Source organism: Pseudomonas sp. Irchel 3E20, from assembly GCF_900187645.1.
Taxonomy (GTDB): domain Bacteria; phylum Pseudomonadota; class Gammaproteobacteria; order Pseudomonadales; family Pseudomonadaceae; genus Aquipseudomonas.
In genome coordinates, this window is the sequence record NZ_FYEE01000006.1 from 282,758 (window position 1) to 297,725 (window position 14,968).

General features: G+C 64.0%; 14 protein-coding genes. 7 read left to right on the top strand and 7 right to left on the bottom strand.

Going from position 1 to position 14,968, the window contains the following annotated elements:
• Positions 1-33 precede the first annotated feature (33 nt).
• Entirely contained in the window at positions 34-384 is a 351-nt protein-coding gene (locus CKW13_RS14185) for a RidA family protein (RefSeq protein WP_095109250.1), read from the bottom strand.
• A complete protein-coding gene (gene dadA / locus CKW13_RS14190; protein ID WP_095109251.1) occupies positions 356-1,657 on the bottom strand; it encodes a D-amino acid dehydrogenase in 1,302 nt (433 codons plus the stop codon). The genes CKW13_RS14185 and dadA overlap by 29 nt, the downstream gene beginning before the upstream one ends.
• Before the next feature lie 155 nt (positions 1,658-1,812).
• On the opposite strand from dadA, the gene CKW13_RS14195 reads away from it, so the two are divergent.
• Positions 1,813-2,301: an Lrp/AsnC ligand binding domain-containing protein gene (locus CKW13_RS14195; protein ID WP_095109252.1), complete on the top strand. Its 489-nt coding sequence runs from the start codon at positions 1,813-1,815 to the stop codon at positions 2,299-2,301.
• Positions 2,302-2,436: 135 nt separating this feature from the next.
• On the opposite strand, the gene CKW13_RS14200 is transcribed toward CKW13_RS14195, so the two are convergent.
• Entirely contained in the window at positions 2,437-2,790 is a 354-nt protein-coding gene (locus CKW13_RS14200) for a YkgJ family cysteine cluster protein (protein ID WP_095109253.1), read from the bottom strand.
• Between the two features lie 147 nt (positions 2,791-2,937).
• Here CKW13_RS14200 and CKW13_RS14205 point away from each other — a divergent pair, with 147 nt between their 5' ends.
• Complete coding sequence (locus CKW13_RS14205) at positions 2,938-4,248, top strand: FAD-binding oxidoreductase (RefSeq protein ID WP_095109254.1); 1,311 nt, start codon at positions 2,938-2,940, stop codon at positions 4,246-4,248.
• A gap of 104 nt (positions 4,249-4,352) precedes the next feature.
• Here the strand turns inward: CKW13_RS14205 and CKW13_RS14210 are convergent, their stop codons facing one another.
• Positions 4,353-4,598: a DUF1127 domain-containing protein gene (locus tag CKW13_RS14210; protein WP_095109255.1), complete on the bottom strand. Its 246-nt coding sequence runs from the start codon at positions 4,596-4,598 to the stop codon at positions 4,353-4,355.
• Between the two features lie 176 nt (positions 4,599-4,774).
• Here CKW13_RS14210 and CKW13_RS14215 point away from each other — a divergent pair, with 176 nt between their 5' ends.
• From CKW13_RS14215 to ppx, 3 genes are all read left to right on the top strand, one after another.
• Entirely contained in the window at positions 4,775-6,211 is a 1,437-nt protein-coding gene (locus CKW13_RS14215; RefSeq protein ID WP_095109256.1) for a PLP-dependent aminotransferase family protein, read from the top strand.
• Positions 6,212-6,264: 53 nt separating this feature from the next.
• Positions 6,265-7,824: a phospholipase D family protein gene (locus CKW13_RS14220; RefSeq protein WP_095109257.1), complete on the top strand. Its 1,560-nt coding sequence runs from the start codon at positions 6,265-6,267 to the stop codon at positions 7,822-7,824.
• Between the two features lie 178 nt (positions 7,825-8,002).
• Positions 8,003-9,505 carry an exopolyphosphatase gene (gene ppx / locus CKW13_RS14225; protein ID WP_095109258.1) on the top strand — a complete coding sequence of 501 codons (1,503 nt, stop codon included), beginning with the start codon at positions 8,003-8,005 and terminating at the stop codon, positions 9,503-9,505.
• 49 nt (positions 9,506-9,554) lie between these two features.
• Here the strand turns inward: ppx and ppk1 are convergent, their stop codons facing one another.
• Positions 9,555-11,783 carry a polyphosphate kinase 1 gene (ppk1, locus tag CKW13_RS14230; protein WP_095109259.1) on the bottom strand — a complete coding sequence of 743 codons (2,229 nt, stop codon included), beginning with the start codon at positions 11,781-11,783 and terminating at the stop codon, positions 9,555-9,557.
• An 18-nt stretch (positions 11,784-11,801) separates the two neighbouring features.
• Positions 11,802-12,815 carry a porphobilinogen synthase gene (gene hemB / locus CKW13_RS14235; RefSeq protein WP_095109260.1) on the bottom strand — a complete coding sequence of 338 codons (1,014 nt, stop codon included), beginning with the start codon at positions 12,813-12,815 and terminating at the stop codon, positions 11,802-11,804.
• 207 nt (positions 12,816-13,022) lie between these two features.
• Between hemB and CKW13_RS14240 the strand changes: the two genes are divergently transcribed.
• Positions 13,023-13,643, top strand: a complete 621-nt coding sequence (locus CKW13_RS14240; RefSeq protein ID WP_095109261.1) for a DedA family protein — start codon at positions 13,023-13,025, stop codon at positions 13,641-13,643.
• 107 nt (positions 13,644-13,750) lie between these two features.
• Positions 13,751-14,416 carry an isoprenoid biosynthesis glyoxalase ElbB gene (gene elbB / locus CKW13_RS14245; RefSeq protein WP_095109262.1) on the top strand — a complete coding sequence of 222 codons (666 nt, stop codon included), beginning with the start codon at positions 13,751-13,753 and terminating at the stop codon, positions 14,414-14,416.
• A gap of 87 nt (positions 14,417-14,503) precedes the next feature.
• Here the strand turns inward: elbB and CKW13_RS14250 are convergent, their stop codons facing one another.
• Positions 14,504-14,959, bottom strand: coding sequence for a YaiI/YqxD family protein (locus CKW13_RS14250; RefSeq protein WP_095109263.1), 456 nt, complete (start codon positions 14,957-14,959; stop codon positions 14,504-14,506).
• Between the last annotated feature and the right edge of the window lie 9 nt (positions 14,960-14,968).

Genomic DNA, 14,968 nt, shown 5'->3' on the forward strand with positions numbered 1-14,968 from the left:
GGGCCTGCGACAGCACCGCAAGAGGGATCGTTGTTACGGCAAAGCGGCCACGACCGACAACTCGATCAGGATGCGCGGCTCGCACAGGTTGGCTTCCACCGTGGCCCGGGCAGGTGCCACGCCTTTGGGCAGCCACTTGTCCCACACCGCGTTCATGCCGGCGAAATCGGCGACGTGCTTCAGGTAGATGGTCACCGACAACAGGCGGTTCTTGTCGGTCCCGGCCAGGTCCAGCAAACGCTCGAGGTTGCCCAGCACTTCACGGGTCTGTTGCTCGATCCCGCTATCCAGGTCGTCGGCCACTTGCCCGGCCAGGTACACCGTGCCGTTGTGAACGACGATCTGGCTCATGCGCTCATTGGTGAGCTGGCGCTGGATTGACATGGGGTGTCGCCTCCTGGTGATTGCCGTAACGGGAAATATCGAGGCCTTCGGCGCTGATCTGCGGGGTTTTCTTCGCCATCAGATCGGCCAACAGGCGACCAGAGCCACAGGCCATGGTCCAGCCGAGTGTACCGTGTCCGGTGTTCAGGAACAGGTTGCGAAACGGCGTGGCGCCCACAATCGGCGTGCCGTCCGGGGTGGTGGGGCGCAGGCCGGTCCAGAAACTGGCTTGGGCCAGGTCGCCGCCCTGGGGGTAGAGGTCGTTGACGATCATCTCCAGGGTTTCGCGCCGGCGCGGGTTGAGCGACAGGTCGAAACCGGCGATCTCGGCCATGCCGCCCACGCGGATGCGGTTGTCGAAACGGGTGATGGCGACCTTGTAGGTTTCGTCGAGGATGGTCGAGGTCGGTGCCATCGCCGGGTTTGTGATCGGCACGGTCAGGGAGTAACCCTTGAGTGGATACACCGGGGCCTTGATGCCCAGGGGCTTGAGCAGTTGCGGCGAATAGCTGCCCAGGGCCAGCACGTAGCGGTCGGCGGTTTCCAGCTTGCCGTCGATCCACACGCCGTTGATGCGGTCGCCCGCGTGGTCCAGGCTCTGGATGTCCTGGCCAAAGCGGAATTCCACCCCCAGCTTCACAGCCATTTCCGCTAGGCGCGTGGTGAAGATCTGGCAGTCGCCGGTCTGATCGTTGGGCAGGCGCAGAGCGCCGGCGAGGATATCGGTAACGCTGGCCAGGGCCGGCTCCACGCGGGCGATGCCTTCACGGTCGAGCAGCTCGAACGGCACGCCGGACTCTTGCAGCACGGCAATATCCTTGGCCGCGCCGTCGAGCTGGGCCTGGGTGCGGAACAACTGGGTCGTGCCCAGGCTGCGGCCTTCATAGGCAATGCCGGTTTCGGCGCGCAATTCGTCGAGGCAATCGCGGCTGTACTCGGACAGGCGCACCATGCGCTCTTTGTTCACCGCATAGCGGTTGGCCGTGCAGTTGCGCAGCATCTGCGCCATCCACAGGTATTGGCCGATATCGGCGGTGGCCTTGATGGCCAGCGGCGCGTGGCGTTGCAGCAGCCACTTGATGGCCTTGAGCGGCACGCCCGGCGCGGCCCAGGGCGAGGCATAGCCCGGCGAGACCTGGCCGGCGTTGGCGAAGCTGGTTTCCATGGCAGCGGCGGGCTGGCGATCGACGACCACCACTTCAAAACCGGCCCGCGCCAAATAGTAGGCACTGGCCGTACCGATGACGCCGCTACCCAAGACCAGAACGCGCATTTTCGTATCCCTCATCGCGGCGAGCCGCTGACGTTTGTTATTCGAGCAAAGTTGCGGGCAGTGTAAGAAAGATCCGCCAGTGCTTTTCACTATATAAGCGCCTATATTTGGCGAGAATTCTCGGCAAAAACCCTTTTCACGGAGGCGCATCGCCTATGCGTACCAACACCCAGACCAAGCGCGAGCTGGACAAGATCGACCGCAACATCCTGCGCATCCTGCAAGCGGACGGGCGCATCTCGTTCACCGAGTTGGGAGAGAAGGTCGGTTTGTCGACAACGCCCTGCACCGAGCGGGTCCGGCGCCTGGAGCGCGAAGGCATCATCATGGGCTACAACGCCCGGCTCAACCCGCAGCACCTGAAGGGCAGCCTGCTGGTGTTTGTCGAGATCAGCCTCGACTACAAATCTGGCGATACCTTCGACGAATTCCGACGCGCCGTGCTGAAGTTGCCCCATGTACTGGAGTGCCACCTGGTGTCGGGGGATTTCGACTATCTGGTCAAGGCGCGGATTTCCGAGATGGCCTCGTACCGCAAGCTGCTGGGCGACATCCTCCTCAAGCTGCCCCACGTGCGCGAATCCAAGAGCTACATCGTGATGGAAGAAGTCAAAGAGAGCCTGAGCCTACCGATTGCCGATTGAGCCGAGCTCGCCCGCGACCACAGAGGAAAAGTGAAAATCCCACCCCACACCACAGCTCAACTGTAGGAGCGGGCCCTGCCCGCGATGGCGCCGGTACAGCCGATAGATGGATACCGTCAACCCACCAACACCGCGCTAAACCAACACCTGCCGCGTACTGGCCATGTACTCGTGGATCTGCTTTTCAACCCGCGGGTGGATCAGTTCCACCGGGCGGCGGCCGTTGGGGCATGGCAGGGTGGCGGTGGTGCCAAACAAGCGGCAGATCAGCGGGCGTTCGTCGTACACCGTGCAACCGTGGGGGCCCAGGTGTACGCAGTTGAGCTCGTCCATGGCCGCGTCCTGCTCGGCGGCGGTCTTGCGCGGCAGGCGCGCCATTTCCTCCGGCGAGGTGGTCACCGGCCCACAGCAGTCGTGGCAACCGGGGACGCACTCGAACGAGGGAATCTGCTGGCGCAGGTAGCGGACTTTCTGACTGTTGCAGCTCATGCAAGCGCGACCTGAAAAACGAGAAGGCCCGGATTTTGCCTTAAAACCCCCGGCGCAGACAGCGCGGGCCGACCAGTGTTGCCGCCCGCGAAAGGTCCGGCTTATGCTCCGTAAAATTTTTTAAACACAATAATCAGGATTACGCACATGAATGCCCGTGCACACTCACCTGTTCCCGCCCAACACACCGCTTCTTATTACGCCGCCAGCAGCCTGCCCCAGCCCGACCACCCGGCGCTCACGGGCGAGCAGGTGGCGGACGTGTGCGTGGTTGGCGGTGGGTTCTCCGGGCTCAACACCGCCATCGAGCTGGCGCAGCGCGGGTTCAGCGTGGTGCTGCTGGAGGCGCGCAAGATCGGCTGGGGCGCCAGCGGGCGCAATGGCGGGCAGTTGATCCGCGGCGTGGGGCATGGCCTCGACCAGTTCGCCAACGTGATCGGCAACGACGGCGTGCGCCAAATGAAACTCATGGGCCTGGAGGCCGTGGAAATCGTGCGCCAGCGGGTGGAGCGCTTCCAGATCGACTGCGACCTGACCTGGGGCTACTGCGACCTGGCCAACAAACCCGGCGACCTGGAAGGCTTCGCCGAAGACGCCGCCGAACTGCGCAGCCTGGGCTATCGCCACGAAACGCGGCTGTTGCAGGCCAACGAGATGCACAGCGTGGTGGGCTCCGAACGCTACGTCGGCGGCTTGATCGACATGGGTTCGGGGCACTTGCACCCGCTCAACCTGGCGCTGGGTGAAGCAATGGTGGCGCAACAACTGGGGGTGCGGCTATTCGAGCAATCGGCGGTCACCCGCATCGATTACGGCCCGCAGGTGCGCGTGCACACTGCCCAAGGCACGGTGCGCGCCAACACCCTGGTGCTGGGCTGCAACGCCTACCTCAACGACCTCAACCCGCACCTAAGCGGCAAAGTGCTAGCAGCCGGCAGCTACATCATCGCCACCGAGCCCTTGAGCGCGGAACAGGCCCACGCCTTGCTGCCGCAAAACATGGCGGTGTGCGATCAACGGGTGGCACTGGACTACTACCGCCTCTCGGCCGACCGGCGCCTGCTGTTCGGCGGTGCCTGCCACTATTCGGGCCGCGACCCGCAGGACATCGGCGCCTACATGCGGCCGAAAATGCTTGAAGTGTTCCCCCACCTGGCCGGGGTGAAGATCGACTACCAGTGGGGCGGCATGATCGGCATCGGCGCCAATCGCCTGCCGCAGATCGGCCGCCTCGCCGAGCAACCCAATGTGTATTACGCCCAGGCCTATTCCGGCCACGGCCTCAACGCCACACACCTGGCCGGCAAGCTCCTGGGCGAAGCCATCAGCGGCCAGCAGGGCGGCGGTTTCGACCTGTTCGCCAAGGTGCCCCACATGACCTTCCCCGGCGGCAAACACTTGCGCTCGCCGCTGCTGGCGCTGGGCATGTTGTGGCACCGGCTTAAAGAGCGGTTTTGATAGACGGTTGAGCCTGCGGGGTGGCGATCCCACGCTCGGGGGCTCAGGCACCTCGGCGGCGCCATCGCGGGCAAGGCCCGCTCCCACAGGGTTCAGGATTGAAATCACACCCGCCAAAACGGTTTCAACCCTTCCTCACGCGCCTGTTCGCGGCTCAGGCCGACGTCGCGCAGTTGTTCGGCGCTCAGTTCCAGCAGGGCCTTGCGGGTGTTCAGGCGATGCCACAACAGCCCCCAGCGGCCGAGGCCGAGCGGCGCGTTGCGCAGTGCGCCGGCACGCGCGCCGGTGTTCCGTGCTGCCGCCAGCTCCTGACTGTGTAGCGCCAGCCGCACATCGCTTAAACCATTCATGGTGATTGCTCCTGTTTACTTGGGTAGCGAGAGCTTTCATGATGCGCGGGCGGCGAAAATCGATACAGATTCAACCGCCGCCTATTATCTCCATACAGTTTTCCCGCTTTGCCCACTGAATCCCCCGTTTTCGGCCCATCTGTACGGGTCGCCGAAGCAGACACACCGGAGCCGCCATGACCCTCTACGTGAATCTCGCCGAACTGCTGGGCACCCGCATCGAGCAGGGCTTCTACCGCCCCGGCGACCGCTTGCCCTCGGTGCGGGCCCTGAGCGCGGAACACGGGGTCAGCCTGAGCACGGTGCAGCAGGCCTATCGCATGCTCGAAGACAGCGGCCTGGCCACGCCCAAGCCCAAGTCCGGCTATTTCGTGCCGGTGGGCCGCGAGCTACCGGAGCTGCCCGCCGTGGGCCGCCCGGCGCAGCGGCCGGTGGATATTTCGCAGTGGGACCAGGTGCTGGAACTGGTGCGCGCCGTGCCGCGCAAGGACGTCATACAGATGGGCCGGGGCATGCCGGACGTGATGACACCCACCCTGCAACCCCTGCTGCGGGGCCTGGCGCGCATCAGCCGGCGCCAGGACATGCCCGGCCTGTATTACGACAACATCTGCGGCACCCTGGAGCTGCGCGAGCAGATTGCGCGCCTGATGCTCGACTCCGGCTGCCAGCTCGGCGCCCAGGACCTGGTCATCACCACCGGGTGCCATGAGGCGCTGTCCACCAGCATCCGCGCCATCTGCGAGCCGGGGGATATCGTCGCCGTCGACTCGCCGAGCTTTCACGGCGCCATGCAAACCCTCAAGGGTTTGGGCATGAAGGCCCTGGAGATCCCCACCGACCCGCTCACCGGTATCAGCCTCGAAGCCTTGGAGCTGGCCCTGGAGCAGTGGCCGGTCAAGGCCATACAGTTGACCCCCAACTGCAATAACCCGCTGGGCTACATCATGCCCGAGTCGCGCAAACGCGCCCTGCTGACCCTGGCGCAACGCTTTGACGTGGCGATCATCGAAGACGATGTGTATGGCGAATTGGCCTACACCTACCCGCGCCCGCGCACCATCAAATCCTTCGACGAAGACGGCCGCGTGTTGCTGTGCAGTTCGTTTTCCAAGACCCTCGCCCCCGGGTTGCGCATTGGCTGGGTAGCACCCGGGCGTTACCTGGAGCGGGTGCTGCACATGAAATACATCAGCACCGGCTCCACCGCGCCGCAGCCGCAGATCGCCATTGCCGAATTCCTCAAGGGCGGGCATTTCGAGCCCCATTTGCGGCGCATGCGCACGCAGTACCAGCGCAACCGCGACCAGATGCTCGACTGGGTCAGCCGCTATTTCCCCGCTGGCACCCGCGCCAGCCGCCCTCAGGGCAGCTTCATGCTGTGGGTTGAGCTGCCGGACAACTTCGACGCCCTCAAGCTCAACCGCGTGCTACTGGAGCAAGGCGTGCAGATCGCCGTGGGCAGCATTTTTTCGGCCTCGGGCAAGTACCGCAATTGTCTGCGGATGAACTACGCTGCCAAGCCGACGGCAGAGATTGAAGAAGCGGTACGCAAAGTCGGCGCGGCGGCGGCCCGGTTGTTGGCCGAAACCCAAGGCACCACGGACTTTTAACCGCTGGTTGGCGTCGAAAAACAACATTCCACGCCGCGCTCAGAGGCCACTCCTTGAAACTCACCCAGGCCCTGCCCTTTTTCCTGCTGTTGGCCACCAGCGGTTGCGCCAGCCTCGACGTGCCGCGCGAACCGAGCCAGGCCCTGCCCGCCCAGGGCTCGGCGTTCGGCCGCTCGATCCAGGCCCAGGCCGCGCCGCACCAGGGCCGCTCGGGGTTTCGCTTGCTGTCCAACAGCAGCGAGGCGTTCATGGCCCGCGCCGAGCTGATCCGCAACGCCCAAAGCAGCCTGGATTTGCAGTACTACATCGTGCACGACGGCATCAGTACGCGGATGCTCGTCGAAGAGTTGCTCAAGGCCGCCGACCGTGGCGTGCGCGTGCGCATCCTGCTGGACGACACCACCAGCGATGGCCTGGACCAGATCATCGCCACCCTCGCCGCCCACCCACAAATCCAGATCCGCCTCTTCAACCCGCTGCACCTGGGGCGCAGCACCGGCGTCACGCGGGCCATGGGGCGGCTGTTCAACCTGTCGCTGCAACACCGGCGCATGCACAACAAGCTGTGGCTGGCCGACAACGCGGCGGCGATTGTCGGCGGGCGCAACCTGGGCGACGAATACTTCGACGCCGAACCCAACCTGAACTTCACCGACATCGACATGCTCAGCGTCGGGCCGGTGGCCGAGCAGTTGGGCCACAGCTTCGACCAGTACTGGAACAGCGCCCTGAGCAAACCCATCGATGAGTTCCTCTCGCAGCCTTCGGCCAAGGACCTGGCCAAGACCCGCGCGCAGCTCGAAGCCTCCCTGGAGCAGAACCGGCGCGAGAACCACGCGCTGTTCCAGCAACTGATGAGCTATCGCACCGAGCCGCGCCTGGACCTCTGGCGCAAGGAATTGATTTGGGCCTGGAACCAGGCGCTGTGGGATGCGCCGAGCAAAGTCCTGGCCCGAGGCGAGCCCGACCCGCAGCTGCTGCTGACCACGCAGATGGCGCCGCAGCTGCAAGGGGTGAGCCAGGAGTTGATCCTGATTTCCGCCTACTTCGTGCCAGGCCAACCGGGGCTGTTGTACCTCACCGGGCGCGCCGATGCGGGGGTCGCGGTGAGCCTATTGACCAACTCCCTGGAAGCCACCGACGTGCCGGCGGTGCACGGCGGCTACACGCCCTACCGCAAGGCCCTGCTGGAGCACGGCGTGCGCCTGTTCGAGCTGCGCCGCCAACCCGGCGCCACCGGCGGCAGCGGCCCGCGCCTGTTCAGCGGCGCTTCGCGCCAGGGCTCGGATTCGAGCCTGCACAGCAAGGCGATGATCTTCGACCGCCGCTACGCCTTTATCGGCTCGTTCAACTTCGACCCGCGCTCGGTGCTGTGGAATACCGAAGTGGGGGTCATGGTGGACAGCCCGGAACTGGCCGAACACGTGCGCACCCTGGCCCTGCAAGGCATGGCCCCGGCCCTGAGCTACGAAGCGAAAATCGACAACGGCGACGTGGTGTGGGTCACCGAAGACCACGGCCAGCGCCACACCCTGACCCGCGAACCGGGCAGTTGGTGGCGCCGCTTCAACGCCTGGTTCAGCACCCGCGTGGGGCTGGAGCGGATGCTGTAAGCCGTACCCAGCCTTCTCCCTGTAGGAGCGGGCTTGCCCGCGACGACGGCGGCACCTCCAATTACTTACACGTGTTGTCGATTTTTCCTGAGCCAGATCACGCCAGCCAACACTGTGCGTTGGCGCGAGCCTGTGATCGTGGCACGATGGCGAAGTTTTCGACCGAGACCCCCTACCCATGCCGCAATCCAAAGCCAAGCATCTGTCCCTGATCGCCGCTATCGACCTGGGCTCCAACAGCTTTCATATGGTCGTGGCCAAGGCCCAGAACGGTGAAATCCGCATCCTGGAGCGACTCGGCGAGAAGGTCCAACTGGCCGCCGGCATCGACGACGAACGTCGCCTCAACGAAGAATCCATGCAGCGCGGGCTCGACTGCCTCAAGCGCTTTGCCCAATTGATAAACGGCATGCCCCTGGGCGCGGTGCGCATCGTGGGCACCAACGCCCTGCGCGAGGCGCGCAACCGTGGCGAATTCATCCGCCGCGCCGAAGAGATCCTCGGCCACCCGGTGGAAGTCATCTCCGGCCGTGAAGAAGCGCGCCTGATCTACCTCGGCGTCTCCCATACCCTGGCCGACACCCCGGGCAAACGCCTGGTGGCGGACATCGGCGGCGGCAGCACCGAGTTCATCATCGGCCAACGCTTCGAGCCGCTGCTGCGCGAGAGCCTGCAAATGGGCTGCGTCAGCTACACCCAGCGCTATTTCAAGGACGGCAAGATCACCCCGGCGCGCTACGCCCAGGCCTACACCGCCGCGCGCCTGGAAATCATGAGCATCGAGCATGCCTTGCATCGCCTGACCTGGGATGAAGCCATCGGCTCCTCGGGCACCATTCGCGCCATTGGCCTGGCGCTCAAGGCCGGCGGCCACGGCACCGGCGAAGTCAACGCCGAAGGCCTGGCGTGGCTCAAGCGCAAGCTGTTCAAACTGGGCGACGCGGAAAAAATCGACTTCGAAGGCATCAAGCCTGACCGGCGCACCATTTTCCCGGCGGGCCTGGCGATTCTCGAAGCGATCTTCGATGCCCTCGAGCTGCAACGCATGGACCACTGCGATGGCGCGCTGCGCGAAGGCGTGCTGTACGACCTGCTGGGCCGCCACCACCACGAAGACGTGCGCGAACGCACCCTCGGCTCATTGATGGAGCGCTACCACGTCGACAAAGAGCAAGCAGCACGGGTCGAGCGCAAGGCCCTGCATGCCTTCGACCAAGTGGCGGCGGACTGGGACCTGGCGGACGGTATCTGGCGCGAACTCCTGGGCTGGGCGGCGAAAGTGCATGAAGTGGGGCTAGATATCGCCCACTACCACTACCACAAGCACGGCGCCTACCTGATCGAGCACTCGGACCTGGCCGGCTTCTCCCGCGAAGACCAGCAAATGCTCGCCCTGCTGGTGCGCGGCCACCGCCGCAACATCCCCAAGGACAAATTCGCCGAGTTCGGCGACGAAGGCATCAAGCTGATCCGCCTGTGCGTGCTGCTGCGCTTTGCGATTCTGTTCCATCACATCCGCGGCACCCAGGCCATGCCCCAGGTGGCGCTGCATGCCCAGGGCGATAGCCTGGAAGTGTCCTTCCCCGCAGGCTGGCTGGACGAAAACCAATTGACCCAAGCCGACTTCGCCCTTGAAGCCGAATGGCTGACCCGCGTCGGGATTGTGCTCAACGTGCATTGAGCCCCGGGTGCAGCAACGAAGAAGGGGCCTTTTCAGGCCCCTTTTTTGTTCAGCGAACGCTCAACACCGGGTTGCTCAGGCGCTCCAGCAAGGTCGCCTGGGCGCTGCGCGGGTTCTGGTTGCCGGTGGGCGTGTTGCGGATGTAGCGCCCGTCCGATTGCAGGCTCCAGCTGTGGGTGTTGTCGGTGAGGTAGCTTTCCAGCTCCTTCTTGACCCGCAGGATCAGCTTCTTGCCTTCCACCGGGAAGCAAGTCTCCACGCGCTTGTCGAGGTTGCGCTCCATCCAGTCGGCGCTGGAGAGGAACATCTGCTCTTCGCCGCCGTTGAGGAAGTAGAACACCCGCGTGTGCTCCAGGAAGCGGCCGATGATCGAGCGCACGTGGATGTTATGCGAGACCCCGGCAATCCCTGGGCGCAGGCAGCACATGCCGCGTACCACCAGGTCGATGCGCACGCCCGACTGGCTGGCCTTGTACAGCGCACGGATGATCTTCGGATCGGTCAGCGAGTTGAACTTGGCGATGATGTGGGCCGGTTTGCCGTCGAGGGCGAACTGGGTTTCGCGGGCAATCATGTCGAGCATGCCCTTCTTGAGGGTGAACGGCGCATGCAACAGCTTTTTCATGCGCAGGGTTTTGCCCATGCCGATCAACTGGCTGAACAGTTTGCCCACGTCTTCGCACAAGGCGTCGTCGGAGGTCAGCAGGCTGTAGTCGGTGTAGAGCTTGGCGTTACCGGCGTGGTAGTTGCCGGTGCCCAAGTGGGCGTAGCGCACGATCTCGCCCGCTTCACGGCGTAGGATCAGCATCATCTTGGCGTGGGTCTTGAAGCCGACCACGCCGTAGATCACCACCGCGCCGGCCGCTTGCAGGCGGCTGGCCAGTTGCAGGTTGGACTCTTCGTCGAAACGCGCACGCAATTCGATCACCGCGGTGACTTCCTTGCCGTTACGCGCGGCGTCCACCAGGGCATCGACGATTTCCGAGTTGGCACCGCTGCGGTACAGGGTCTGGCGCACGGCCAGCACATGCGGGTCCTTGGCGGCCTGGCGCAGCAGGTCGACCACCGGGGTGAAGGACTCGAACGGGTGCAGCAGCAAAATGTCCTGCTTGCTGACGACGCTGAAGATGTTCTCGCTGTTTTGCAAAAGCTTGGGGATTTGCGGGGTGAACGGCATGTATTGCAGTTCGCGCTGGCTCTCCAGGCCCGTGATGCTGAACAGGCGCGTCAGGTTCACCGGGCCGTTGACCTGGTACAGCTCGGTCTCGTGCAGGTTGAACTGCTTGAGCAGGTAGTCGGACAGGTGTTTAGGGCAGGTGTCGGCCACTTCCAGGCGCACCGCGTCGCCGTAGCGGCGCGAGAACAGTTCGCCGCGCAGGGCGCGGGCCAGGTCTTCGACATCTTCGGTATCGACCGCCAGGTCGGCGTTACGGGTCAGGCGGAACTGGTAGCAACCCTTGACCTTCATGCCTTGGAACAGGTCATCGGCGTGGGCGTGGATCATCGACGACAGGAACACGTAGTTGTCGCCTGCGCCGCCGACTTCTTCCGGCACCTTGATAAGGCGCGGCAACAGGCGCGGCGCCGGGATGATCGCCAGGCCCGAATCGCGGCCAAAGGCGTCGATGCCTTCGAGCTCGACGATGAAGTTCAGGCTCTTGTTGACCAGCAGCGGGAACGGGTGCGTCGGGTCCAGGCCGATGGGGGTGATGATCGGCGCGATCTCGTCGCGAAAGTAGCGGCGCACCCAGGTTTTGATCTTGGTAGTCCAGTGGCGGCGGCGGATGAAGCGCACTTGGTGCTTTTCCAGCTCCGGCAGCAGGATGTCGTTGAGGATCGCGTATTGGCGGTCAACGTGGCCGTGCACCAACTCGCTGATGCGCGCCAGGGCCTGGTGCGGCTGCAAGCCGTCGGCGCCGGCCTGTTCGCGGGCGAAGGTGATCTGCTTCTTCAGGCCCGCCACGCGGATCTCAAAGAACTCATCCAGGTTGCTGGAGAAGATCAGCAGGAACTTGAGCCGCTCCAGCAACGGGTAGGACTCATCCAGCGCCTGTTCCAGCACGCGGATGTTGAATTGCAGTTGCGACAGCTCGCGGTGGATGTACAGGCTGCTGTCATCCAGGCTCGGGATCGCAATCGCCGGCGGCGCCGGTTGTGGCTCGCTGGCTACGGCCGGCGCGGGTAGCTCCTGCTCCAGTTCCGGCGGGGTTTCGACGATCTGTTCGACCACCGGTTGAGCGTCTTTTACTGCCACTTCAGTCAGTCCTTCGGTATTCATGACGTGTTCCTGGGAGGGCTATTTTGGCTCTCGTAACAATTGAGCAGCACGAACGGCAAAGTAAGTCAGGATGCCATCAGCGCCTGCCCGTTTAAAAGCGGTCAGGGATTCGAGAATAACCCCCTCGCTCAACCAGCCATTCTGGATGGCCGCCATGTGCATGGCGTATTCACCGCTGACCTGATAGACAAAGGTCGGCACTTTAAATTCTTCTTTGACCCGGTAAAGGATGTCGAGGTAGGGCATGCCAGGCTTGACCATGACCATATCCGCGCCTTCTGACAAGTCCGCAGCCACCTCGTGCAGGGCTTCATTACCGTTGGCCGGGTCCATCTGGTAGGAGGCCTTGTTCGCCTGGCCCAGGTTCAGCGCCGAGCCCACCGCATCGCGGAACGGCCCGTAGTAGGCACTGGCGTACTTGGCCGAGTAGGCCATGATCCGCACGTTGACGTAGCCGGCCAGCTCAAGGGCTTCGCGAATACCTTGCACGCGACCGTCCATCATGTCCGACGGGGCCACCACCTGGGCGCCCGCCTCGGCATGGGACAACGCCTGGCGCACCAGCGCGGCCACCGTGGTGTCGTTTTGCACGTAGCCACTGTCGTCGAGGATGCCGTCCTGGCCGTGGGTGGTGAACGGGTCCAGCGCCACATCGGTAATCACCCCCAACTGCGGAAAGCGTGCGCGCAAGGCGCGGGTAGCGCGTTGGGCGATGCCGTCGGGGTTCCAGGCTTCAGCGGCGTCCAGAGACTTGAGCGCGCTGGGCGTGACCGGGAACAGCGCCAGCGCCGGTATGCCCAGTTCCACCCACTGGGCGGCTTCTTCGAGCAGCAGGTCGATGCTCAAGCGCTCCACACCCGGCATCGAGGCCACGGTTTCGCGGCGATTGTGCCCGTCGAGGACAAACACCGGCAGGATCAGGTCGTCCACCGTCAGTAGGTTTTCGCGCACCAGGCGGCGGGAAAAGTCGTCGCGACGGTTGCGCCGCAGGCGGGTGGCGGGGAACACACGAGTGGCGGGGGTGAAGCTCACGGCAGACTCCTGAGCCCGCGCTGGCGGGCGAGCGTGACAGTTATAAGCGGCCATTATGACGAACAGATGACAGTCGCGCTCAGCCGTGCGACCGGTCGCCGCAGCCATTGTCTTTGTAGGAAATGTTCACGTCGAGACACATTTCGATACTTTCCTCACACTGCCCGAAGGCGTAGGCTGCGCGTTCATTTCGCCAGCATCCAGACAATGCTCCAACAATTTCTTCAGGATTTCGGCTACTTCGCCCTTTTTCTCGGCACGTTCTTTGAAGGTGAAACCATTCTGGTGCTCGCCGGCTTCCTTGCGTTCCGCGGATACATGGATATCAACCTGGTGGTGGTGGTGGCGTTCTGCGGCAGCTATGCCGGCGATCAGCTGTGGTACTTCCTGGGTCGCAAGCACGGGCGCAAATTGCTTGCGCGCAAACCGCGCTGGCAACTGATGGGCGATCGCGCGCTGGAGCACATCCGCAAACACCCGGATATCTGGGTGCTGAGTTTTCGCTTCGTCTATGGCCTGCGCACGGTGATGCCCGTGGCCATTGGCCTGTCCGGCTATCCACCGGGGCGCTACCTGATCCTCAACGGCATCGGCGCCGCGATCTGGGCCACGGCCCTGGCGGCGGCGGCCTACCACTTTGGCGCGGTGCTCGAAGGCATGCTGGGCAGCATCAAGAAGTACGAATTGTGGGTGCTCGGTGCCCTGCTCCTGCTGGGCCTGTTGCTGTGGCTGCGCCGCCGCGTCAAGAACGCGCGCCTGGCCAAGGAAATCTGCCGGGCCGAACAGGCCGAAAAAGCCGCCAACGGCGAGTCCTCGCCGCCGCTGTAACCGCGCGCCCTATCCAATCGATCGAATCCACACACCCGGTGTCTGAGCTATGGCACCGGGCGGCAAATTAGTGGACATTTGGACGCCATGAACCTGGAGAAAAACCCATGAGCAAAAAAGTTGCAGTGATCCTTTCCGGTTGTGGCGTATACGACGGCGCCGAGATCCACGAAAGCGTGATTACCCTGCTGCGCCTCGACCAACGCGGCGCGCAGGTGCAGTGCTTCGCCCCTGACATTGCGCAGTTGCACGTCATCAACCACCTGACCGGCCAGGAAATGCCGGAGTCGCGCAATGTGCTGGTGGAATCGGCGCGCATCGCCCGCGGCCAGGTCAAGGACGTGCGCGAGGCGCGGGTCGAGGACTTCGATGCGTTGATCGTGCCCGGCGGTTTTGGCTCGGCGAAAAACCTGTCCAACTTCGCTACCCAAGGCGCCGGTTGCACGGTGCAGCCCGATGTCCTGGCCCTGGCCGAAGCCTTTGCCGAAGCGGGCAAACCGGTGGGGCTGATCTGCATCTCCCCGGCCATCGCTGCCAAGATCTACGGCCCGGGCGTGGTCTGCACCATCGGCAACGACAGCGACACCGCCGCCGCCATCACCGCCATGGGCGCCGAACATGAAGAATGCGCGGTCAGCGAAATCGTCGAAGACAAGGCCCGCAAACTAGTCAGCACCCCGGCCTACATGCTCGCCCAATCCATCGGCGAAGCGGCGGCAGGAATCAACAAACTGGTTGACCGCGTGCTTGAGCTGACTCACGAAAACGACTGAGCCCAGCCAACATCACGTTGCCTGACCCGGCGCCATCGTCGGATCGCCGCCCGGACCCAGCCCGCTGCCACAGGGATGTGGTCCGGGTCATTCCCCCCGCATCAACCGTGTCAGCAGCCGATCCAGGCTATTGGCGAAGGCCTGTTTGTCCCGTTCGCCATAGGGCCCTTGCCCGCCGCTGGCCTGGCCTTGTTCGCGCAGGTCGGTGAACAGGTTGCGCACGGCCAGGCGTTCGCCCATGTTTTGCGCGTCGAAGGGTTTGCCCCGTGGGTCGAGGGCGTCCACGCCTTTTTTCACCAAGCGGTCAGCCAGCGGTACGTCGCTGCAAATCACCAGGTCGCCGGGCACGGCATGTTCCACCAGGTAATCGTCCGCCGCATCCGGCCCGGCCGGCACCACGATCAGCCGCACACAGGCGAACGGCGGTTTGATCTGGCTCTGGCCCGCCACCAGCAACACCTCGAACTGGCGCTTGAGGGCAAATTTCACCACTTGATCCTTCGCGGCCTTGGGGCAAGCGTCGGCATCGATCCACACGCGCATGGTTTCTCC